At 42.7% G+C, this 23,643-nt stretch carries 21 protein-coding genes; 8 read left to right on the top strand and 13 right to left on the bottom strand.

What is annotated here, in order from left to right; all coding sequences use genetic code 11:
- Together ACFQ3S_RS06220 and ACFQ3S_RS06215 are read left to right on the top strand one after the other, a co-directional pair.
- Positions 1-191: hypothetical protein (locus tag ACFQ3S_RS06220; protein ID WP_377162390.1), on the top strand; the 191-nt coding region annotated here is incomplete at its 5' end.
- Between the two features lie 55 nt (positions 192-246).
- Positions 247-1,461, top strand: a complete 1,215-nt coding sequence (locus ACFQ3S_RS06215) for a TlpA disulfide reductase family protein (RefSeq protein WP_377162388.1) — start codon at positions 247-249, stop codon at positions 1,459-1,461.
- 834 nt (positions 1,462-2,295) lie between these two features.
- Here ACFQ3S_RS06215 and ACFQ3S_RS06210 read toward each other — a convergent pair.
- The 3 genes from ACFQ3S_RS06210 to ACFQ3S_RS06200 all read right to left on the bottom strand — a co-directional run bounded on the left by ACFQ3S_RS06210 (position 2,296) and on the right by ACFQ3S_RS06200 (position 4,925).
- Positions 2,296-2,805, bottom strand: a complete 510-nt coding sequence (locus tag ACFQ3S_RS06210) for a hypothetical protein (RefSeq protein ID WP_377162386.1) — start codon at positions 2,803-2,805, stop codon at positions 2,296-2,298.
- A 93-nt stretch (positions 2,806-2,898) separates the two neighbouring features.
- Positions 2,899-4,629 (bottom strand): S41 family peptidase, encoded by a 1,731-nt coding sequence (locus ACFQ3S_RS06205; protein ID WP_377162384.1) that lies wholly within the window; start codon positions 4,627-4,629, stop codon positions 2,899-2,901.
- An 80-nt stretch (positions 4,630-4,709) separates the two neighbouring features.
- Positions 4,710-4,925: a hypothetical protein gene (locus tag ACFQ3S_RS06200; RefSeq protein ID WP_377162382.1), complete on the bottom strand. Its 216-nt coding sequence runs from the start codon at positions 4,923-4,925 to the stop codon at positions 4,710-4,712.
- Positions 4,926-5,042: 117 nt separating this feature from the next.
- On the opposite strand from ACFQ3S_RS06200, the gene ACFQ3S_RS06195 reads away from it, so the two are divergent.
- From ACFQ3S_RS06195 to ACFQ3S_RS06180, 4 genes are all read left to right on the top strand, one after another.
- Positions 5,043-5,621, top strand: coding sequence for a porin family protein (locus tag ACFQ3S_RS06195; RefSeq protein WP_377162380.1), 579 nt, complete (start codon positions 5,043-5,045; stop codon positions 5,619-5,621).
- A 725-nt stretch (positions 5,622-6,346) separates the two neighbouring features.
- On the top strand, positions 6,347-8,827 hold the full coding sequence (locus ACFQ3S_RS06190; protein WP_377162378.1) for a TonB-dependent receptor: 2,481 nt from the start codon (positions 6,347-6,349) through the stop codon (positions 8,825-8,827).
- A gap of 126 nt (positions 8,828-8,953) precedes the next feature.
- The gene (pnuC, locus tag ACFQ3S_RS06185; RefSeq protein WP_377162376.1) at positions 8,954-9,604 is read left to right on the top strand and encodes a nicotinamide riboside transporter PnuC; all 651 of its coding nucleotides are present in this window, start codon (positions 8,954-8,956) and stop codon (positions 9,602-9,604) included.
- Between the two features lies 1 nt (position 9,605).
- Entirely contained in the window at positions 9,606-10,715 is a 1,110-nt protein-coding gene (locus ACFQ3S_RS06180) for an acyl-CoA dehydrogenase (RefSeq protein ID WP_377162374.1), read from the top strand.
- A 128-nt stretch (positions 10,716-10,843) separates the two neighbouring features.
- Here the strand turns inward: ACFQ3S_RS06180 and ACFQ3S_RS06175 are convergent, their stop codons facing one another.
- The 5 genes from ACFQ3S_RS06175 to ACFQ3S_RS06155 form a co-directional block, all read right to left on the bottom strand.
- Positions 10,844-11,497: a hypothetical protein gene (locus tag ACFQ3S_RS06175; RefSeq protein ID WP_377162372.1), complete on the bottom strand. Its 654-nt coding sequence runs from the start codon at positions 11,495-11,497 to the stop codon at positions 10,844-10,846.
- A complete protein-coding gene (locus ACFQ3S_RS06170; RefSeq protein ID WP_377162370.1) occupies positions 11,494-12,324 on the bottom strand; it encodes an ABC transporter permease in 831 nt (276 codons plus the stop codon). Before ACFQ3S_RS06170 ends, ACFQ3S_RS06175 begins: the two co-directional genes overlap by 4 nt.
- Positions 12,321-13,199, bottom strand: a complete 879-nt coding sequence (locus ACFQ3S_RS06165; protein ID WP_377162368.1) for an ABC transporter ATP-binding protein — start codon at positions 13,197-13,199, stop codon at positions 12,321-12,323. Before ACFQ3S_RS06165 ends, ACFQ3S_RS06170 begins: the two co-directional genes overlap by 4 nt.
- Positions 13,162-13,722 (bottom strand): hypothetical protein, encoded by a 561-nt coding sequence (locus ACFQ3S_RS06160; RefSeq protein WP_377162366.1) that lies wholly within the window; start codon positions 13,720-13,722, stop codon positions 13,162-13,164. The genes ACFQ3S_RS06165 and ACFQ3S_RS06160 overlap by 38 nt, the downstream gene beginning before the upstream one ends.
- Positions 13,723-14,072: 350 nt before the next feature.
- Entirely contained in the window at positions 14,073-16,967 is a 2,895-nt protein-coding gene (locus tag ACFQ3S_RS06155) for a DEAD/DEAH box helicase (protein WP_377162364.1), read from the bottom strand.
- 253 nt (positions 16,968-17,220) lie between these two features.
- Between ACFQ3S_RS06155 and ACFQ3S_RS06150 the strand changes: the two genes are divergently transcribed.
- Both ACFQ3S_RS06150 and ACFQ3S_RS06145 read left to right on the top strand, forming a co-directional pair.
- The gene (locus tag ACFQ3S_RS06150; RefSeq protein WP_377162362.1) at positions 17,221-17,838 is read left to right on the top strand and encodes an HAD family hydrolase; all 618 of its coding nucleotides are present in this window, start codon (positions 17,221-17,223) and stop codon (positions 17,836-17,838) included.
- Between the two features lie 253 nt (positions 17,839-18,091).
- The gene (locus ACFQ3S_RS06145) at positions 18,092-18,781 is read left to right on the top strand and encodes an SIMPL domain-containing protein (protein ID WP_377162360.1); all 690 of its coding nucleotides are present in this window, start codon (positions 18,092-18,094) and stop codon (positions 18,779-18,781) included.
- Between the two features lie 141 nt (positions 18,782-18,922).
- On the opposite strand, the gene ACFQ3S_RS06140 is transcribed toward ACFQ3S_RS06145, so the two are convergent.
- The 5 genes from ACFQ3S_RS06140 to ACFQ3S_RS06120 form a co-directional block, all read right to left on the bottom strand.
- Positions 18,923-19,786 carry an N-acetylmuramoyl-L-alanine amidase gene (locus tag ACFQ3S_RS06140; RefSeq protein WP_377162358.1) on the bottom strand — a complete coding sequence of 288 codons (864 nt, stop codon included), beginning with the start codon at positions 19,784-19,786 and terminating at the stop codon, positions 18,923-18,925.
- A 73-nt stretch (positions 19,787-19,859) separates the two neighbouring features.
- A complete protein-coding gene (gene ypfJ / locus ACFQ3S_RS06135; protein ID WP_377162356.1) occupies positions 19,860-20,705 on the bottom strand; it encodes a KPN_02809 family neutral zinc metallopeptidase in 846 nt (281 codons plus the stop codon).
- Positions 20,706-21,007: 302 nt separating this feature from the next.
- Positions 21,008-21,874, bottom strand: a complete 867-nt coding sequence (locus ACFQ3S_RS06130) for an N-acetylglucosamine kinase (RefSeq protein WP_377162354.1) — start codon at positions 21,872-21,874, stop codon at positions 21,008-21,010.
- The gene (locus ACFQ3S_RS06125) at positions 21,871-22,254 is read right to left on the bottom strand and encodes a response regulator (RefSeq protein WP_377162352.1); all 384 of its coding nucleotides are present in this window, start codon (positions 22,252-22,254) and stop codon (positions 21,871-21,873) included. Before ACFQ3S_RS06125 ends, ACFQ3S_RS06130 begins: the two co-directional genes overlap by 4 nt.
- A gap of 51 nt (positions 22,255-22,305) precedes the next feature.
- Complete coding sequence (locus tag ACFQ3S_RS06120; protein ID WP_377162350.1) at positions 22,306-23,640, bottom strand: TolC family protein; 1,335 nt, start codon at positions 23,638-23,640, stop codon at positions 22,306-22,308.
- Positions 23,641-23,643 lie beyond the last annotated feature (3 nt).

Here is a 23,643-nt window from a genome sequence, read left to right as displayed (position 1 = left end):
GTGCCGAATCTTATATCCTTAAACCCCCTTGCATGCAAAATGCATCGGGGTTTTTTGCGTTTTTATCCGGTTGGGATAGCTATTCCATCAACCTCACAAACGCCGGTCAAGTCCTGCTTAAAAATATTGGTAATTTAAACTCTTCCTATAAATTCATAATAGGATTAAAGCGTCATATTCTACAAAATTAGTAGAGATTGTAATTCCTTTTACTTTTATTTGCTTATAGTTAGTTACTAAGCAATCATGAAACGATCTCTTTATATTACCCTTTTGTTTTCTATGCTTTTTTTGAGCAGCATTGCACAAAGCAAGCTTAAAACGGGCACCTGGCGCGGTGTATTACAACCGGTTGCCAGTAACGAGCTGCCCTTTAACTTTGAAGTGAAAGATACAGCAGGTAAGCAACAAGTTATTATAATTAATGCACAAGAGCGTTTTAAAGTGACCGATGTTAAAACTCAAGGCGACTCGGTGTTTATCCGTATGCCGTTATTCGATTCGGAATTCAAATTACAGCAAAGGGCAAATAACCTTTCTGGGCAATATATCAGGCATTTGGGTGATCGTGAAACTATAACCCCTTTTACCGCGCAGCATAATACAAAATGGCGTTTTTTTGAATCGCCTGTAAAACCGGCTTACAATTTATCGGGCCGTTGGTCGGCTGTATTTGGCGAAGGTACCGACCGGGACACTACGGTGGGAGAGTTTGAGCAAAAAGGTAATAAGGTAACCGGCACGTTCCTGACCACTACGGGGGATTATCGTTATCTGGAAGGTACTTTAAGCGGGAATAAACTTTATCTCTCGTGTTTTGATGGAGGGCATGCCTTTTTATTTACAGCTGATGTGCAGGATGCGCAAACAGTTACTAATGGTTTATTTGGCAAAACCTCGTGGACGGCCGTTAAAAATGCTATAGCCAAACTGCCAGATGCTTATTCGTTAACCGTTTTAAAACCCGGCTACAAGAAGATAGAATTTTCATTCCCCGATCTGGATGGTAAAAAGGTATCTTTAGATGATGCTCGATTTAAAAATAAGGTAGTTATATTACAGGTAATGGGCTCTTGGTGCCCTAACTGCATGGACGAAACTGCCTACCTGGTAAATTACTACAAAAAATATCATATAAAAGGCGTAGAAGTAGCCGGATTAGCTTATGAGCGAACAACCGATTTTGAAAAATCGAAGAAAGCCGTATTGCAGGAAAAACAGCACTTTAACATTCCTTACCCGTTATTATTAACTGGCTATACCAGCAATAAAAAAGAAACGGCCAAGAGCCTGCCTATGCTTAGTAATTTTCTGGCATTTCCAACAACTATTATAATTGATAAAAAAGGAGAGGTACGTAAAATTTATACAGGTTTTAGCGGCCCCGGAACCGGCGCATATTATACTGAATTTGTAAATGGTTTTGAGCGGTTAATAGAGAGTTTATTGGCAGAAAAGTAAGAAAGGTATTTAAAAAATCAAGGTTTGGCATATTGGTTTACGTGGCGATCTATCTAATTAAGAAATACAATATATTGAATTATAAACTGACATTTTTTTAGCTCCTATATATTGCTCAACACTTTTTGCGCCCAGGCTTTACCTCATTCTTCCAACTCCTAAGCCAACCTTAACAACGGATAAAACATGCATTTGTGGAAACGCGGTGGCAGGTATATTTGCCAGTTATAGTACCGCCGGTAGCCCTAATTGCCTCAGGCTCGCTATATAGGTACTTTAAAGCCAATTTGTAGTGCGGTGCGGCCTAGTTCAATATTACATTATCCAAGTGGCGTAGTTCATGTTCTAAAGCGATTGTATTTTGCCCTTGCTTCTTTAGTTTACGGTGTAAATGTAAAAATTGCTGCTTAGCCGGTTATAGCCTAATTCTATAAAGGGTTCAGCATATTTCTTCTCAAACTATTTGAGTGTTTATTTTTATAACTGTGGATAATTTGGTTGCCCCAAACTTCCAGCAAATATCTTTAAACTAATCTTAAATAGTGTTGGCGCTTAACCCAGTACGTTTATTTTAAGCAATCAGGTTAATAAAATCGGTAGCATATATCTATGTCATACAATACTGCCCCGATTGAAAACCACTGGCCGGTAAATAATTACAGCCTGTACATTAAGAATTGCTCTTTTTCCCATACCATTCACTTCATCTTAAAAGAATTGCTCAGCGCTTTAAAATGGCGGTTGATGCGCTGTAACCGGGCGATAAAAATTTCAGGAGAACTATAAACAAATAAAGCTGCTTAATAAGCAGCTTTATTTGTTTATAGTTAAAAACTATTTGTGTCCATGGCCAGGTCCATGACCGTTATTTTTCTTATAATGTCCGTTGGCATTTCCGTTATTCTTCTTATACACTACAGTTTTTTTGTTAACGGTTGTGTAGTGGTTTTTATATTTTGAATCCTTACTGTTACGAATAATTACCTGATCATGGCGGCCTTTATAGCTGGCATAACGACTACGGTAAACAGTATTGCGCTCCCATGGGTTTGGTTCGTTAATAACCACTTTGTAGTTATTGTAAACATCGTATTTACTATAGCGTGATGGTAAGGTACGTGAACGGATCCAGCGGTTATCGTTCAAATAAACATACTCATGAGTGGGTACCGAGTAATAGGTGTCGATATCGGGCATGTAATAATAATCTGCATGATCGTAACCTACTGGTCCCCAATCTGGTTGGCTACCAATATTAACATTTAAACTAATTTGTGCCTCGGCCGAATTATTGAATGCAAAACCACTTACTAAAATGGCTGCTGCGATGATGATCTTTTTCATAATATCTAAATATTTGATAGTATGACGCTCAATGCCCCCTCATAGTTTAACCTAACTGCTGTATCTGTTTAGTTACATTTTTTTATTCTCTAATTAATTGTCGTCGGTGTCAACTTCCGGCTTGCTGGCAGCCAGGGTCAGTTGGGGTTTGCCTATCACTTTGTAAGTGCCATCCCCTTTTAATATGGAGGCCAATTGGGGCTTATCTTGTAATACAGTTACCGCTTTTGCCAATTCCTTATCGTACTTAAAGTTAGCTTCGTAACGGCCTTTTTCAAAGTAATAGCGCGATGAGATCTCGTTTTCCAATATTTGTTTGATCTCCGTTTTATGCGCTTGTAGATCGTTTTTTTTAGTACTGGCCAGCTTATTTTTCAACGCCTCTAACTCGGGTTGCAGCTCGGCAAATTGTTTATCCTTAGCGGCTTCAGTTTTCAGTGCTGTTAACATTTTTTCGCTGGCGGTGCTGTAGCTGTAATTTTTACCCGACAAGTATTTTACAAAATCGGCATAATCTACGTCTGTTAAAGTAAAGGTTTTAGCAGGGTTAATTTTAGGGTGACTGTTACGATAAAGGTTAGCATAATCGAACATATAATATTTGCTCACCAATGTTTGGGTAATATCGGCAAAGCGCTCCTGTTTCACCATTAAATCGGGGTAAACGCCGCTGCCATCATATACAGAGCGGCCTGCACGGGTTTTAAATTCATGTAAAGATGAATCGGCCATTTTAACTACGCTGCCATCATCTTTGCGGTGGGCATAATCTAAAGCCTGCACACAACGACCTGATGGTATAAAGTATTTGGCAATGGTAATTTTAACCAGGCTGCTATAGGGTAAGCTAAAGGTTTGCTGTACCAAGCCCTTGCCATAGCTGCGCTGACCAATGATTACGGCGCGGTCAAGGTCTTGCAGGGCGCCGGCCACAATTTCTGATGCGGAAGCCGAGCGGCCGTTAACCAGTACCACTAATGGCAAATTGCCTTCGAGCGGAGCAGTAACCGTACGATAAGTAAAATTTTTTTCTTTGATCTTACCTTTTTGTGATACCACTTCTACATCCCTTTGAACAAACAGGTTCACAATTTTTACGGCTTCCTGTAAAATGCCGCCGCCATTAGAGCGCAGATCGAGGATAATTCCGTTGGGGTTATTTTTCTTAATGTTTACCAGTGCGGTGGTTACTTCATCGGCCGAATTTTCTAAAAACTTATCCAGTTTAATATAGCCCATGTTGCCGTCAACCATACCATAGTAAGATACGTTGGGTTGTTTGATCTCTTCGCGAATGAGGCTTTTTTCAAAAGCGGGGGCATCACCACGTTTAACAAGTAATTTTACGCCTGCACCTTTGCTGCCTTTCAGCAATAAGCTCACCTGGTCGCTGTTGCGGCTGGTGAGTTCTATCTCATTAATTTTAACGATTTGGTCACCCGCGCGTATATCGGCTTTTTGGGCCGGAAATCCCTCAAATGCTTCGGATACATAAACTTTGCCGTTTCGCGAAAATATGCTGGTGCCAATACCACCATATTGTGTACTTACATAATGAAGCTTGTAATCTTCAATTTCCGATTCGGGCACAAACTCCGTGTAAGGGTCCAGGCCGTTAAGCATAGCATCTACACCGGTTTTAACCATCTTGGCCGAATTTATATCGTCTACATAATTCAGGTTTACCTCTTTATAAACTGATGCAAACACATCCAGATTCTTCGAAATCTGGAACAGATCATCACTAAACCCCCAAAGGGTAGAAGCCAGCAGGGCGGCAACAGCCGTTATGCCTGCTTTGCGGTAAATATTCTTCACTGTCATTGCCTATATCACTGTTACGTAGTGCGATATATTAAAGATACGAAAAAGCCTTTCTGTTTTAGTACAAGGGCTTTAAAAATTTATAACCGGTTATTATCTATATTAACCAATGCTTTTTTAAGCGTAAAAACCACATAGTTGCGGTCGCGGTTAACCAGCTCGGTAAGTTTGATGATCAAATTTTCTTCCTGGCCTTCGGTGTATTGTAACTCATCATCGGTTAGATGATTATATTTGCGCTGGAGTTTTATTTTAACCCGGGGCCAGTCTTTGTTACTAATGCTGATTTGTGCCATGGATACAAAAATATAAAAAAACCTTACGTAAGGTAGTGCTAACAAAAATTCTGTTTCGTTATTAAACTATTAATCTTTTTACTCATCATAATACATAACCTTAAATTTAAAACATCTATGAAAAAGTACATTTTGAGCATAGCCTTACTGGTTGTTGCTATAACCGGCGCAAAAGCACAAGCTACCCTGGGCATTAAAGGCGGTATTAATTTTTCTAAAATCAACACCGACAATGTCAAAGAATCGAGCGTTACCGGCTACCAGGCAGGTTTATTTGCCCGTGTAGGTAACGCATGGTATTTACAACCCGAATTATATTTAGGCAGCAGCGGTGGAAAATTTGAAGGCAGCAGCAATGGCAACACCACCAGCGCCAACGGAAAAGTAACTTTTACCACTTTAAATGTTCCTGTATTATTAGGCCGAAAATTAGCCAGCTTCGGTTCCATAAACGTACGTGCTATGGCGGGTCCTATATATTCTTATAACTTAAGTTCTAAAAAAAGTTTTACTGCGGTAGCTGCCGATTTTGGCGAATACAAGAATAGTACTTTAGGTTTCCAGGCCGGAGCTGGAGTTGATATTGGCAATATTACTACCGATTTACGTTACGAAGGCGGCTTAACCAAACTTAACGAAAAATATGGACAACGTGCCAACCTATGGGCTTTAAGCATTGGCTTTAAAATTTTGTAAATTTAAAACTGTTAGTTGCAATCAGGAAGGCCATAAGCAATTGCTCTACTGTAAAAACCAACGGTATTTATGATGTAAGTAACCTTACTACATAATAACCCGATAAAAACTTAGGGGCTGAATTATAATGATGCAGTTCCTAAGTTTTTAATTAATGCAAATTCAAAGCTTATTCAAATCAGTCTTTTAAGCTTTAGAACCCATTTCTTATCTAACATTCCACGAAAAGACGATGCCTCAATGCAGTGTTGCTTTCACCTCTATGTGCATTTTTTGGGTGCAGAGTAAGTTTGCAATTATTTATTAACCGGCATAGGTTATTTATTAGCTTCGATGATGATGCCAGGTTTTTGCAGTAACTGTTAGCCATTGAAACCAACGTTAAAGCAAGTTATTTTTAGGAAAATGTATTTATACAAACCTAAACTTTCCAAATCCGAAATCAAAAACTATATTTGCCTCATAATTTCTTAAGGGGTGCCTTGCTTTGAGCAATCAAAACACAAAGACAGGCTGAGATCATACCCATTGTTGAAGTTTGAAGTCCATAGTTATTAGCGCGAAGTCTGAAAAGACTCCAAACTGAAAACTTCCGACTAAAGACTAAAACATGCACCTGATCCGGGTAATGCCGGCGTAGGGAATGGTAATCAAGTTAAGTGTACTGCACGCAATTTACACCCTTAGCGGGGCAGATGGTTTAACGCAATTTATTAATTAACACATTGAAAAACATTTACGCGGCAATTTTTGCCTTGTTGTTGCCCTTTGCGGCGGCGGCCCAATTCTCCGTATCCGGTAAAATTACCGACGAGCGAACCGGCCAACCATTACCCGGCGCTACCGTTACCCTGCAAAACTTGCAGGTTGCCCCTAACACCGTAAGCAAAACCAATGGCGCTTATGAGTTTACCAATGTTAAAGCTGGCAGCTACGTACTTAAAGTAAGTTATGTAGGCTACCAATTGGTTAACAAAACATTTAATATTAATGGAAATACCGTAATTGATCTTGGTCTTGCCCCAAGTTCATTTATGGCCGAAGAAGTAACCGTGAGCGCCACCCGTGCATCGGCCAAATCGCCTACGGCCTTTACCAACTTAAAAAAAGCCGACCTGGAAAAGAACAACCTGGGCCAGGACCTGCCTTACCTGCTTAACCAAACACCATCGGTGGTCACTACTTCTGATGCAGGTGCCGGTGTGGGCTATACCGGTATCCGCATCCGCGGGTCAGACGGTACGCGTATCAATGTAACTGTAAACGGAATCCCGCTAAATGATGCCGAAAGTCAGGGAAGTTTCTTTATTAACCTGCCCGATTTTGCTTCCTCGGTAGATAACATCCAGATTCAGCGTGGTGTGGGTACCTCTACCAACGGTGCCAGCGCTTTTGGAGCCAGTATCAACATACAAACCCTTACCCGCCGCGATAGTGCCTATACCGAGATCAACACATCGGCAGGCTCGTATGGTACCGTAAAAAATACGGTACAGGTAGGTACGGGGTTATTAAATAACCATTTCAGTTTCGATGGGCGTTTATCGCGCATTGCATCCGATGGTTATATTGATATGGCCTCATCTAACTTAAAATCTTATTATGTAAGCGGTGCTTATTATGGCAAAAGCACCACGGTACGCGCCAACGTATTTGCAGGTAAAGAGCGTACCTACCAGGCCTGGAACGGTATCCCCGATTATGTAATTGGCGACAACAGCATCCCCGATAACCGCCGCTATAATGAATTAGGCATTATGCCCAATGGCGATCGTTACCGCGACCAGATAGATAATTATCAGCAAAACCATTATCAGTTACTATTAGATCAGCAGTTGAGCAGTAAGCTTTCATTTAGTGGTGCGCTGCATTACACCAAAGGTGCAGGTTACTATGAAGAGTTTAGAGATGGTGACTCGGTTAAGGCTTATGGACTAACACCTGTTATAATTGGTGCCACACCAACTAACCCGGGCACTACTATCAGCACAACAAACCTGGTACGCCGCTTATGGCTGGATAACGATTTTTATGGAATTACCTACTCTTTAAAATACCGTCCGCAGGATAATACCAACCTTATTTTAGGTGGCGCCTACAACGAATATAAGGGCGCTCACTTTGGTAATATCATTTACACCTCCGAGAGCGCAGGCATCATTCCTAATTATGAATATTACCGCGACGATGCCAAAAAGACCGACTTTAACATTTTTGCCCGTGCCGAATTTAACGTAGGCAAGTTCCTGCTGTACGGCGATATGCAATACCGTCGGATCAATTATTCATTCCTGGGTTTCGACCGTAATTTGAATAATGTGCAGCAAGCCGCAATTATGAATTTTTATAATCCTAAGGTTGGGGTAACTTATAATATTACCAACCGCAGCAATATTTACGCCTCATTTTCGGTAGGTAACCACGAGCCTAACCGCAACGATTTTACCAACTCTACACCGCAAAGTCGCCCAAAATCGGAAAACCTGAAAGATTTTGAAGCCGGTTACCGTACAGGTGGTAAAAACTATAACATAGGGGTGAACGGTTTTTATATGCTTTACAAAAATCAATTGGTGTTAACCGGGGCCTTAAACGATGTAGGCGGAAGCATTCGTACTAACGTTGATGATAGCTACCGTGCCGGTATCGAATTAGATGGTAGGGTAGTTATTACGCCACAACTAAGCTGGGCAGCTAATGCCACTTTAAGTAATAATAAGGTTAAAAACTACCGCCAGATCTATTTTAATGATGATACCCAAGGCTTTGTAGAACAGCAGTACGATAAAACTAACTTGTCTTTTTCACCGTCGTTTATTGGTGGTAGCGAGATCAGTTACTCACCCGTTAAAAACGGAAGCATTGCCTTGTTAAGCAAGTATGTAAGCCGCCAGTATTTAGATAATACCTCTAACCAAAACCCGGTTGGCTTTACCACTTCGCCCGATGTGGCCGGCAATAAATACGCTGTAAACCGCTACCTGGATGGTTACTTTGTAAACGATGTACGGTTAAACTATAATTTCAGCATAAAAGGCGTTAAAAATATAGGTATTACTTTGTTGGTGAATAACGTGTTCAGCACCAAATACGAATCAAACGGTGCTACTTATGCAGGTATTGGTGGCGGTGTGGTAAATAACTACAACTACTTTTATCCGCAGGCACCTATCAACTTTTTAGCGGCGTTGAATTTGAGGTTTTAAAAGCCCCTCCCTGCCCTCCCCGGGAGGGAGGGTTCTTTATTTTGTATTACACATAACAAACGTTTTTAAAAGTCCTCACTCCCCGGGTAGGATTATTCGCAAATATTAATGTTTTAAGCGGTGCTCATGAGAGCTTCGCTGTTTAGGATGGGCTTTATGAACTACTGGATAGATCTTTTAAACGAACTAATGCGGCATACCACCTGGATAGAGTGGCTGGCCGTAATGTTGGGCGTAACCGAGGTTTTGCTGGCGCGTAAGAACAGCGTTTGGTTATACCCGGCGGGTATAGGCGGTTCGGCTATTACCATTACATTGCTGCTGGAGGTGGGTTTGTATGCCGAATCGGCCTTGAGCGCTTATTATGTGCTGATGAGTATTTACGGGTGGTACCTGTGGATGCGCCGCAGCGGCGCACCGCGTGTAAAAATTGCCTGGGCCACCCGTAACGATTGGTGTGTGACTGCATTAATTGCCTTCGGCGGATGGGGCGTAATTTATTTAGTGCTGCACCATTTTACGCCATCAACCGTGCCGGTTTGGGATGCCTGGGTATCGTCAACCGCGTGGGCGGGTACCTGGCTGCTGGCCCGCCGCCGTATCGAAAACTGGGTAATCCTCAACGTGAGTAACCTCTTTGCCATCCCACTATTGTTTCATAAAAACCTGGCTTTATTTGCCGCTTTAACCTTGTTCTTGTTTGTGATCGCCATTTTCGGGTTTTTCGACTGGCGGAAGATCTATCGCGAGGATAACAAACTACAACCTGCTTTATAATATGAACAACGAACCGCATCCATCCAATTTACTGCAACCGGAGTGGACAGAAATAATAAGGCGCGATGCCTTTGCCGCCGAAGAAGCCGGTATGCTACAGCCCGGGCAACTGGAGCTGATATACCAGCAGCAATGGTTCAAGCTATTAGTGCCCAAAGCATACGGCGGACTTGAAGCATCCCTGCCCGACCAGATCCGTATGGAAGAAGCCTTGAGCTGGGCCGATGGCAGCCTGGGCTGGGTAGTTACGCTCTGTGCCGGTGCCGGTTGGTTTGGCGGTTTCATCAATGCCGATGCCGCCCGTGAGATTTTCGCCGATCCTAAAGTGTGTTTGGCCGGCAGCGGTGCCTCAACCGGTAAAGCAGAGATCACGGAAGAGGGTTACCTGCTTAACGGCCATTGGAAATACGCCAGTGGGGTAAAGCATGCTACCCATTATACCACCAATTGCCTGATTGAGCAACATGGACAAAGTGTATTAAACCCAGAAGGAAAGCCCTTGGTTTTACCTTTTGTAATAGACAATAACTATGCGGAGCAGGTACCTGCCTGGAAATATATAGGTATGACGGGAACCGGCAGTCATGCTTTTAATTTGAATAATGTACCCGCTCCGGCAAACCGTTGTTTTAGAATAGAACCCGAAGCGGCGGTAATTGATGCCCCACTATACCGTTACCCATTTTTGCAGCTGGCCGAAGCTACTTTAGCCGCTAATTTGTCGGGGATGGCTTTGCACTTTGTTGATTTGTGCAGACCTATATTTGAACAAAAGCTACAGGAATCGCACCGGATGACAAAGCTGCAGGGGGTAATATTAATGGATACTTATGAGCAGGTAAAAACTAACCTGCAAAACATCCGTAACCAGTTTTATGAAACGGTAGATGCCTCATGGCAGGCGGCATTAGCGAATAAAGATGTTCCTATGGATGCTTTAAAACCGGTAAGCCATACCAGCCGTTTATTAGCCCGTGCCTCCCGCGAAAGTGTTGATCAGTTGTATCCTTTTTGTGGTTTACAGGCCGCAGCACCCGATACCGAAATTAACCAGGTATGGCGCGATTTGCATACGGCCAGCCAGCATGCTTTGCTGACGTTTATGGAATAACGCATTTTACTGGAGTACTCTGCGGTATTGTGGACCTGGAAACTTGATGTTTATTCATCTATATATAATAGATACTATATAGATAAAAACTATGCTTGTTTAACATGCAATACAAGGCTATTATATGTTTATATCATACTAACTTTATAATTGTTCAACTGCATTTTTATTTTGCCGGTTTTGGTGTCTATAGCACACATTTTTTTACGGTCTATTTTGGTATCCTTACCCATAAAGTTCAGTGGAATTTTGAGTTTTTCTATGGCGAAGGAAGCTTCTACATAATTGGGTAATATATTGGCTAACGTGGCATACTGCATCAGTAACGTGTACGAACCATCTTTCCGGGTATTAATCTCCGACTGAACCACACGTACGGCTTTGGTATCCATATACAAGGTCACCAGCACCAGGTCCGATTTTCCATCGGTGGGTATTACGTTAATAACTTTGAGTGTACGGCCATTACGTTTTTCCGGCCCGCGGTCTACTGTTATAAAAGGGTACTTAAAGATTCCGTTCAGCGAAAAATCGAGTCCTCGTTTGGGCAGCATTACAAAGTCTTTCGAGGCAAATTTCATCCGGCTACCTTTGGTATAACTGATCTGTGCTTTTTTGGTGGGCATGTTAATAAACGGCACATCCAGGTTCAGCGTTACCGTGGCCGAAAACTGTTTTAACGAATCCATGCGCTGCTTAATGCGCAGCAGATCGGCATCAACTTTTTGTGCATTAACCAGTTGTGTGCTCGCTACCAGGAAGAGTACTATATAACGGATCATCCAATATCTTTTTTGTGAAATGCAAATATGCCTGCCGCTGCAAAAATAGCGCAATACAGCAGCAGCAATGCATTGTTAAGCCCAATTTTAAACCAGTCGGTTTGGTAATTAAACAGTTGCTGCCAGGTATCAATCAGCTTAGGGAAGAAATAATTATTTAGTACAGGCAACCCGAAATCTACCTTTAGCAGCAGGTTAGTAATAATGAGGAACAAGGCCGCCGCAATCCAGGTTTTGGCGGCTTCTTTAATAAAAACAGCCAGTGTAATGCTCACCACCCCGTAAAACACCATAGCCAATGAACCCGATGCAAATGCCCAGCAAATACGCCTGAAAGCATCGGCCGATTCAAAAAAATTAAGCGTGCCAATGTACACCACCAAATCGCCGGTGCCAAATATAGCATAAGCCAGCGCAAAGGTGCTTAGCATCATAATAGCTATCACCAGCAGCGTAAACAAAATGGCGATGATGTATTTAGCTAAAATAAACTTCCACTTTTTAACTGCCTGCAGCATTACGGTTTGCACGGTGCCGTCCTTATACTCATCGGTTACTATCCCTGATGTGACGATCATTAAAATGAGCGGCACATTAAACCAAAGCGAGTTCAACACAATGTACATAATGAGGTTGCCGTTAAGTAACTTGCCTTCAAAGTAGAACGACTGCCGCAGGTTATTCAGCAATAAATTGAGTATGGTACTGCCCTGGTAATATGCCGTAATAAAGATCAAAAGCTGGATCACAAAAATAGCTGCCAGCGCATAGTAGGTTTTACTTTGCCTAATGAGTTTTAAAACTTCGGCGTATAATAACCACCTCATGATGCTATAGGCGTATTAACCAATTGCGCTAACGACAATTCGGGGGTACAGGATGTAACGTGGATACCTTCGGCCAAAAGTTCGCTCAGCAAGGTGGGGATTTGGTTGGCATTACAAATTACACGGGCATCGTTAACCCCCAGGCGGGCATCGTATTTTTTTAATACTATGGATGAGGCAATGTTTACCGCGGTAATGCTGAACTGGTGAATATTGTTATTCACCAGTTGGTTGGTAGTGCCCGAGTTTACTACCTGGCCATCGTTCATTACGTACAAATAATGGCAGCACTTGCTCAGTTCGCCCATTAAGTGCGAGGATAATAAAATGGAGATATTTTCTTCGGCAGCAAGCGCAGTAATTAAGCCGATGAGCGAGGCTACCCCGGTTGGATCGAGGCCCGAAAAGGGTTCATCCAAAATCAGGTATTCAGGATTATTGAGTAAGGCAATAGCTATACCCAGCCGCTGCTTCATCCCCATGGAAAAATTGCGCACCGGATCTTTGCGGTTTGTGGGTAAACCCACTTTAGCGAGGGTTTGAGTGATGGATTCTTTATCAGTTGGGGCACTTTGTATGCCGGCAAAGATCTTAATATTATCGTAAGCGTTGAGGTAGGGATAAAGTCCTGGCTTTTCAATGATCCCGCCTACAGGTTTGGGGCGGTTGGATGTTATACTGATGCTGCCCGAATCGGGTTTGATTAAGCCGCAGAGTATCCTGAACAAGGTAGTTTTGCCTGCGCCATTATGGCCCAGTAAGCCGCAAACTCTACCCGGAACCATTTGTATGCTTACCTCGTGCAGAGCTTTGCGAAAACCATAGCTTTTGCTCAGGTTAGTTCCGGTAAGCATGGTAAGAAATTTTAGGATCAAGCGCCCGGTAGTTAAACTTGGGCTCGTAATGTTTTTCCATAAACGTGCGCGACCAAAAATACCGCTTAAATAAAAACCAAGGGTCCTTGATCATAAAATGCGGCACAAAGTGGTACCATTTAATACCCAGCCTGCGGTAATAACTAATTACCTTTTGTTCCATACCCAGCTCGCGTGCGGCCACTATAAATGCGGTGCGCTGGCATTTTGAGCCTTTATATAGCCGGGCTATTTTAGGCGTAAAGCCATGTACAAACAGGTAGTCTTTAATACGTTTATAGTTTTGAAAACGCGACCAGCCATCCAGTATAACCATAAAAATATGGCTAAATGCGAACAGGAGGCTACCTAACCAAAATATACTGAACACTACCGAATCTTCCTCGTACGCATTGCGGAACTTTTTCCAGTAAAACAACGATTCGAGCATGAAAAGCAAAGAGGAGTAGTACAACAAACTTCCTACGTTCCAAAAGGAAGCGGCAAAACTGGGTTGCTGAGGAAGGCTATGAGCATCTAACATAGGCAATTATTGATTTATTAAAAACGACGTGTAGATGGGTTGCGTATAAATTAAAGCAATTTATTATTTTTTGATGAAAAACACAAAGGTTGTAAAGCCAGTGTTAAGTTTAGCGTTGGATGGTGTAAGATACCGACCGGAGGACGGGTAATAGTTGCCACTTGGCTGGAGCCAAGCGGCGACGTTGTGGGGCATGAGCTAAGCGGCGGCGTGAGGCATAAGTTAGATAGGAAGCCCAGGCTCGGCTCCAACCGGGTGTAATTGAGTTTCCAGCCTCGGCCGACACGCCTTTTATATGGTTTGACCGGCTATTACTTCAGACTAAGAACTCAGCACTACCTATTTTCTACCTATTTTAATATCTCCCTGATATCATCCGTTGATAACGACTTGATAAAGCTCTCTTCGGTGGTTATGAGCGAACGTGCCACGCTTAATTTGCGTTGTTGCAGGGCCAGTATTTTTTCCTCCACCGTATCTTTAGTGATGAACTTATAAATGAATACATTTTTGGTTTGACCTATGCGGTGTGTACGGTCAATAGCCTGCTGTTCTACAGCCGGGTTCCACCAGGGGTCGAGGATGAACACATAATCGGCTTCGGTAAGGTTGAGGCCAACACCACCTGCTTTAATAGAGATCAGGAATATCTGTGTTTTAACATCTTCCTGAAACTTTTTAACGACTTCGCCACGGTTTTGAGTGCTGCCATCGAGGTAAGCGTACTTAATATTTTGCTGCTCGAAATACTGCCGGTATATAGTAAGCTGCTTTACAAATTGCGAAAAGATGAGCACTTTATGGCCGCCTTCCAGCACGTTGACCAAGGTATGCACCACATTTTCAAACTTGCCCGAATCTCCCTCATAGCTATCGTCTATCATGAGTGGATGGTTGGCTATCTGTCGCAATTTGATCAAGCCCTGCAATACCTGGATCTGTGTTTGGGCAAAGGTGCCGTCTTCCAGGCTTTGCAGCAACTCGTTACGGTACTCCGATTTTACCTGCTCGTAAACCGAACTCTGCTCATCGCTCATTTGGCAATAAAATAACTGCTCGGTTTTAGGCGGCAGTTCGGTAGCTACCTGCTCTTTGGTACGGCGCAGTACAAAGGGTTTAATGAGCGCTTGCAGGCGGAGAGCCTTGTCTTCGTCTTTTTTCTTTTCAATAGGGGTTACAAATTCGTTCAAAAAAAACTGCTGACTGCCTAACAAGCCCGGGTTTATGAACGACATTTGCGTCCACAGGTCATTTACGGTATTTTCTACAGGCGTACCGCTCAATATCAATTTATGGCGAGATTTGAGCTGCTTAACCGCCTGGTATGATTTAGATGACGGATTTTTAATGTTCTGACTTTCATCCAAAATTATGTAATCGAAAAAGAAAGCTTTAAAAAGGTCCACATCAATACGGCTTATGCCATACGTAGTAACCACAACATCATACTTGCCAAACACATCGGGCGATTTATAGCGCAACGCGCCCGTATGAACCATTATGCGTAAACCCGGCGTAAACTTGGCCGCCTCATTTATCCAGTTATAAATAAGCGAGGTTGGCATAATAATGAGCGAGGTACTGGTTGCGCCAATAGCTTCGGCATCCTCCTTGTTTTTTTGCAGCAGGGCCAGCGTTTGTATGGTTTTACCCAAGCCCATATCATCGGCCAGGCAGCCGCCAAAATGGTAATCTTTTAAAAAGTGGAACCAGTTGTAGCCTGCCTTTTGGTAAGGGCGCAGGTTGCCTGCAAAGGTTACCGGCATGGGCATATCTTCCAGCTCCTCAAAATCGCTCAGTTTTTGCAGTTTACGGTTTATGGTAATGCTGGCCAGTTCGCCCTCAGCCAAATCATTGATCAGGCCTATGTGGTGCTTGCGCAATTTAAGATCTTTATTACCCTCGGCAAAGTTGAGCAGGTTACCGTACTGGGCAAACCACTCCTGCGGTATAATTGCAATTTCGCCGTTGGGCAGCACAAACTCTTTTTTGTGGTTAAGGATATGGTTACGCAGGTCCATAAACGGAATTTGATACGGGCCAAAATGTACAATGGCATAAATATCGAACCAGTCGTTATTCTCTTTCACCTGCAGGTCTATTTTATTGCTGCCAAATAGGTAGCGCTTTTGCCCTTCGGGTTGTTCAATTTCAAAGCCGGCGGCTATCAGCTCATCGTGGTTTTGGTTCAACCAATCAAACACCGAAAAAGAACGGTCGGCATCTTCGTTATCGTGTTTTACTTCGAGGTTTTGGAAGAGGGACGATGAGGTGGTTAACCCCATAGCCTCCAATTGCGCAAGCTTGTTTTTTTCCCATGTTACCGAACGTTTAATGCGGTGAAATATGTAATCATCGCCGTTACGGTCTATCTTTACCGATATGTGCCTGCCATCCCCATAATTGAAAACATAGCCTGCATATTTAAAGTAAAGCTGTATTTGCGAAATACCGCCCGCCACATAAAGGGGTTTAACTACCGGGCGGGCATCATGTTTTTCGGTATTAATGGTAAAGCCTTCGGCGTGTACGTGGTGCTTTTCTATAAGCGGTGCCACAAATTTTTCAAAGTACGATTGCTCGGCACTTCGCGGAATACCAATAAAACGCTTATTTAAAAAAGGCAGCAGTTTTTTACCTTCCACTTCTTTGTCGAAATAGTACAGCGTATCGTCGAGCATGAGCCAGCCAGGATGGTTGCACACAATTTCGGCCCCTTTAAACATAAACTCTATACGCATACCATGATACTTGATGGTAGGATAGTAGCGAATCTCGGTTTCGTCGCGCTTGAAGTGGAATAGCACCGTAGCGGCTTCATCGGCTATATGTAGTTGCTTGCCGGCGGGGTATCCTTCCTTGCTCATTAAAAAAATCTGTTTACCATCTATCAGGCTTAATGCCTCGGCCATTTTCTTTTCTATTTTGGGTCGTATAACGTCGTATAGCTGATCGTTAAACACCTTGCTAAAAAATTCGTACGGCCTAACCGGCTTTTTATGATATTTTTTAATGATGTGCCCCTGCTCAATGTCTTCCAAAAGCTTAATCAGCTTCACATCTGTTTCATCAATATAAGCGGCAAACTCCTGTGCCGTATTGGTAAAAAGGCGCTGGTAAGTAAGCGAAAACTCGCCGTTAGGATTAAGCTGAACTATATGCGGCTCAATTAACCATGAGAGGTATTCATGGCGGGCGAACGCATAAATTAGCTGGCAAGGTTTACTGCTGTCAACACGTAGCATAAATGAGGGCAAAAAATTTATTGAAGCTACATCAACAAAAATTTCAAACGTAAGCAGAATAAACAGCAAATGAAAGCGAAATCGACCAAAAGCGAAAAATTAACGATTTCATAATAAAAAAGACCCCTCCTACATCTTCCCCCTGGAGTAGCCCTCTCTAAATCTCCCCCGGTAGGGGAGACTTGTTTATTCAAAAGCCCTCCCTCCAGGGGAGGGTTGGGGAGGGGCTTCTTTTTATTACCTTTGTTTTATTATGGAAACCTACCCTAATCAACGTAAATACGATGCCTTGGTAAAAATAAGCCAGGATAATTTTAAAGCCTTTTTGTACGACTGCGACGGTACCCTGGCCGATAATATGCCAGCCCATACCGAAACCTACATCCGCGTAGCGGCCGCGCACGGCGTAGAAATTGATGGTGCTATTATTGATGAATTTGCCGGTTTGCCTATTGTAAACGTGGTGGAGCAAATCAACCATCGCTACCAAACTAACTTTAACCCCGAAGAATTTAAAGCGCAGAAATACAAGATATTTTTAGAGGAGTACATTGAAAAAACACAACCTATTGATTATGTGGTGAACCACTTGAAGAATCATGCCGGAAAGGTGCGAATTGCCGTGGTAAGCGGAAGCAGCCGAATTGTAGTAGAGCAAACTATGAAGATACTGGGAATAAACCACCTGATAGAAGTTATGGTATGCGCCGGCGAAACCCCCAATGGCAAACCCTACCCCGATCCTTTTTTGAAAGCAGCCGAACTATTGGGCGTAGAACCTCAAGATTGCCTGGTTTTTGAAGACGGGAACCCCGGCACCCAAGCCGCCGATGCCGCAGGTATGCGTTGGGTGAGGATTGATAAATTATAGAGGAGCGGGGTTTTGAGGAGCGGGGTAAAGAAGTCGGGAGTTCAGAGGTCAGAGTCGGGAGGCCGGAATTGAGAAGGAATCGGGAGTTAGAACACAGCTCTATACTTTGCATTTTGTTAATTCTCAAATTCAATAAATTCTAATTCAGAATACTAAACTATTGCATATCATCCCCGTCCATAGCTGTATAAAAGTCGAGGCTTGTTACAAATATCAGCAATACCTCGTCTTGTTAAATATAAACACGAACACCATGAAGAAACTATTCATTTTAGCCGCGCTACTTACAATTACGTTAACCGCCTTTGCTCAAACGCCCGATATGCGCCGCAAAATTGAAGTGACCGGCAGTGCCGAACAAGAGGTAACGCCCGATATTATTTATGTATCGATCTCGTTAAAAGAATACCTGAACGGTAAAAATAAGATTGACATTACCACGCTGGAAAAACAGCTACAAAAAGCGGCTACCGACGCCGGCATAGCCAAAGAAGACTTTACCATTAGCAATATCAACTCTTACAACTATATTATTAAGAAGAAGAGCGATCCTGATTTTTTGGCCAGCAAACAATACCACATTAAATTGTACGACTTAAATGCAATTAACGTTATTTTAAGTAAGATAGACGATAAGGGTATTCAATCTACCGGTATTGATAGTTACGACTATTCAAAAATAACCGAACTGCGCCGCGACCTGAAAATTAAAGCATTGCAGGCCGCCCGCGATAAAGCCACCTACTTACTTACCAGCATTGGTGAAAAAGTGGGCGGGGCAATAGATATTCAGGAAATTGATAATGAGCCTATGAACCAGCCTGTACGTTACAATATGGCTTTTAAATCTGCACAAGCCGATACTGCCGAGCCGTCGGATATTGATTTTAAAAAGATCAAGCTTAATTACCAGGTAAGAGCAGTGTTTGAAATAGTGAAATAGAGGGGAGAGTCAAGATTACAGAATCAGGAGTCAAGATTTAAATATATTTCCTTATATAACGAGAACAAGGCAATAGCGTTCGTACACTATTGCCTTGTTCTTTATCTATACTCTTGATTCTGTATTCTTGACTCTCATTCTTTAATACTTCCTATACACATTATATAACACATTCAAATCCAACTGAGATAATTGCGGGGTTGAATCTGCTTGAATAAAGTGCCGCTTAAAAGCGACAATAGCTGCCGGCAAATCGCTGACATCGTAACCTATTAAACGTAGGGCGGTGGCATAATCAAAGTTTTCGGGAGCCAGTTCCAGCACGTCATCGCTCCAGATGCCAATGCCGAATTTAGCCATAATTTTCCAGGGGAAAAGCGGTCCTGGGTCGGGTTTGCGTTTGGGTGCCCAATCCTGATGGCCTATAAAGTTGGCAGTAGGGATGTTATAAGTTCTTTTTAAGTAGGTAAGCAATGCTATCAGGCTTTTTACCTGCAAATCGGTATAAGGTTCGGTACCGTTATTATCTATTTCAATCCCAATAGAGCAGCTGTTCATATCGGTAATGCTGCCCCATTTGCCAATGCCTGCCTGGTTAGCACGCAAATAATCGTTCACCATGTGCCATACCTTGCCATCTTTACCTACTACATAGTGCGCACTCACCTGGCTTACTTTAACGGTAAACGTTTTAAGCGTTTGTTGTACCGAATCCTGCGCTGTGTAATGTATAATTACATAGTTAGGCTTACGCATACCAAAGTTTACTGTGCCTACCCATTCACTTGCAACGGGCATATTCAGTGTATCGGTTAACACAGGTAGTGCAGTAGAAGCTAAATTAAGCGAAAAGCTGTTGGCTACCGAATCATAGTACTTGTTGGTAGCCTCGTATTTGCTGGCAATTTCTTTAGAAACACTGCCGACACCTAATTTCTTTTTAGTAGCACACGAAGCAAAAGAAATGATAATGGCAAGGGCATAAAAACAGGATTTAAAATTCATAAATATAAACTATTGCTTAATAGCATTCAGTTGGCTAATGTAAGCAAAGTAAATTTTTTATAAACCAATAAACTTACTCCAAATCCGTGCTCGCGAACGTATTTCCCTGCTTTACATCGCCTGTTTCAAAGCCTTTTTTAAACCAGTAAGCACGCTGTGCACTGGTACCGTGGGTAAATGAATCTGGAGAAACCTGTCCTTTGGTCAGGCGGTCATCGCCTATGGCGTTGGCGGCGTTTAGGGCTTCGTCAATATCACCGGGTTCCAGTAAGCCTCTTTTGTTTTCGTAATAAGCCCAAACACCGGCATAAAAATCGGCCTGTAGTTCCAGCTTAACCGATAATTTGTTGTATTCCTCTTCGCTCAATTGCTGCCTGGCCTGGTTCATCTTGTCCGATACTCCTAAAAGGTTTTGCACATGATGGCCAACCTCATGTGCAATTACATAGGCACGTGCAAAATCACCGGCTGCACCAAAGCGCTGCTCCAGTTCGGTAAAAAAGGAAAGGTCTATAAATACTTTCTCGTCGCCCGGGCAATAAAATGGTCCGGTAGCTGAGCCGGCAAAGCCACAGCCTTCGGTATTTACACCTTCTTCAAAAAAGTGGATGGTGGGTTCTTTATAGGTTTGCCCCATATCCCTGAAAAGCTGATTCCAGGTATCTTCGGTGTCTTTCAAAACAACCAATGCAAATTTTTGCTCAGGGTTTTTGCCTTCGGCAAGCCTGATATTTTGCTGCGCCTCACCTTGTCCTTCACCGCTGTTTCCTTGCAGCATTTGGGTTGGGTTAACACCGGTAAACAAGTAAATAATTACCCCTATAATGCCTAATACGCCGCCGCCTAAAGCCATACGGCCTCCACCGCTGCTGCTACCTTCTTCGCCATTACTGCTGCCTTCTCTGCCTAACCATCGCATATTATTTGTATTTAATGTGTAGGGGTAACAAGAAAGTGGTGTGCATTGTTTAAAAATGGTTGGGGGGGTGTAAATTATAAGAGCGTATTCATCGTATAATTAAGCGCTATAATGTTAGTTAGGCTTAGCAAAGCTGCAAATGCTTCTACAGGCCCAGCATTAAAGTTTCAAGCTATTTGTCATTATACATTCATAGGCCACAAATTTTATAACATAGGCTTACAAGTATATAAATACAAAACCCTTTTTGGTTTAATAACAAGTGGGTTAAACCCCTCCCTTGGGAGGGAATTGAACAAAAACTATTCCCCGGCCTGGATCTGATTGCGGGTAATAATGAATTTAAGTAACTCATCAATGGGTTGGCGAATGATTTTCCCTACAGACACTGAATTTTCGGTGCAAAGGGTTTTAAGTTCGTCGCTAAAAAAATAGGCAATAGAACCTACAAAGTGGCAGGTGTACAGGTGATAATCAGCGTACGATTTAATGTTGAGTTCAATAAATTGCAGTAAACCCTCGCTTATTACGAATTTGCCGTACTCGGTATCTTTAATATCGCTTAAAAAGCGGGCATAAGAAGCCAGGTAAGCATTAGCACCCCGTTTTAAATATACTTTTTCAATCACCTTATCTTTAGTAATATCAAAACACCTGCTAAATTCAGTTGCAATAGCCGCAGGCATAGTGCCGTACAGATAATGTGTAATCAAAATTTTCCCAAACCAGGTACCCGATCCCTCATCTCCTAAAATATAGCCAAGGCCATGTTTCCCCGTACCTACGTCTTCGCCATTAAAAAACGAGATATTAGACCCCGTACCCAGTACGCAAATCAACCCTTTATGCTGGCCGCAAGTGGCATAGGCCGAACCCAAGAGATCGCTATCCACACTTACAAACGCCCGGGGAAAAATCAGGCTCAGTGCATTAGATACTATTTCGCGCCTGTCGGGGCTGGAACAGCCAGCGCCAAAAAAATAAATTTCTTCAATTAAAGGAAAATGATTGACCATAACCGGAGCCTGATCCTGTATAATTTTGACGATTTCCTTTTCGGTTAAAAAATAGGGGTTTAAACCGGCTGTACTAAATTTAACCGGCTTTTGCTTATCTGATGCCAGCACCCAGTCGGTTTTGGAAGATCCGCTATCGGCTACTAATATCATGCGCTCAGTTCTTCGAGGATTTTTTGGGTAAGCGGTTTATGAATGAACTGGGTAATATATTTGTTTTGTCCCGAACGCTTTACATCGACCGGATCGAGCGATGACGAGAGCATGAATATCTTAGTGGCAGTTTTATCGTGGTTTACCAGTTTATCGTATTCCTGTAAAAACTCAAAGCCGTTCATTAAAGGCATACGCAGGTCTAAAAAAATCACGTCCGGCTTAATTAAACCGTCTCTTATGGCATCAATAGCATCGGCGGCCGATTGTTGCACAACAATTTTTTCCGCAAAATTACTGCTCTCCAGTATTCGGCGGGTGACGAAATTATCAATGTAATTGTCATCAATAAGCAAACAGGTTTTATAGCCGTTATTCATCACCTCCAAATTTATACTTTTAACTCAATAAAAAAAATAACCTGCTAACTTTTACTGAATGTTAATATTTCCGGTGATCTGTTTTAATGTAATTTCGGCTGCTTTACTTTGATACTGAGCGTCGTAGAAAACGCCTAACGCATTCAGATAGTTACGTTGTGCTTCGCGGATCTCTAAAGGGGTGATTGATCCTAACCTGTATTTCTCAAGCGAGATCTCTAAGCTTTTACGTGCCAGTTCAACGTTTGATTGCCCTACTTTAATGAGTTGCAACCCCGATAGATAACTGCTGAACAAGTTACTGATCTGCGCTTCAATCTCCAGGCGTGTTTGCTCATAGTTTAATTGTGAATTGTCTATCTGCAATTTGGCATTTCGCTCGCGGCGCCATTGGTTAAACCCATCAAATATGTTGATGGTTGCGGCCAGTCCATAGTTTAATCCTCTTGAATTTTGCACCTGGGCAAAGCCGGCCGGGTTTGTGCTATTATTAAATTGATAACCTGTATTTACCGAAATTTGGGGGTAGCGGGTAGCCCTGATCTGCTTTAGATTGATCTCGGACAAACGCTTATTAATGGAGGCTGATAATATGGTTGGGTTTTGAGTTTGCGCCTGGTTAATAATATCGGCCAAAATAATCTTAGTATCTACTATAATGGTATCGGCTACATTAAACTCCGTTTGCGGATTGCGGGATAACAAGCGGTTGAGCTCTATTTTACTGGCCTTGTAGGTTTGCTCCTGGCTTATAAGTGTGGTGGTATCGGTATTTAGGGCTACTTGTGCCGTGTACACCTCTAACCGTGCCACGCGGCCGGCCTCAAACCTATCGGTAGCATAACGGATCTGCTTGCGCGATATATCAATTACACCCCTAAGTGCCTCTATTTGTTTTTGCTGGTTTACCAGGTCGTAATAACCGTTAATTACTGCCGATACCGTACGTTGTATCGTGTCTTGCAAGCGAACCTGCCCCAACTTATCACGTTGTTTAAACTCATCATAAGTGGCAAACATGTTAAAGCCGTCAAAAATGGTCCAGTTGAGGCTAACGCCATAGTTACTACCTGTATTATTAGCATTGCTGATACGATTAACCGTACTATCGCTCCGGGTTTGGGTAGTGCTTTGAATACTATTACTTTGCGTATAGCTGCCGGTTACCGTGGGCAGCATACGGGCGTTGCCTATGGTAACGTTATTTTTGGCTATAGTTGATGTATTGCGCGATAACCTGATATCGTAATTGTTTTGCAGCGCGGTTTCTACTGCTTCTTTTAAAGTAAGCAGCGGCGCGTTGGGCACCTTGTTGTTCTGAGCCTGTACGGTAGTAACGCATGCCAGGCAGCTTAAAACAAGATATACTATTTTATTCAATCTCATGTT

This window comes from Mucilaginibacter terrae (assembly GCF_042679325.1).
GTDB classification, from domain to species: Bacteria; Bacteroidota; Bacteroidia; order Sphingobacteriales; family Sphingobacteriaceae; genus Mucilaginibacter; species Mucilaginibacter terrae.
Note: the sequence above shows the minus strand (reverse complement) of the source record. Positions and strands in the feature narration are given on the sequence as shown.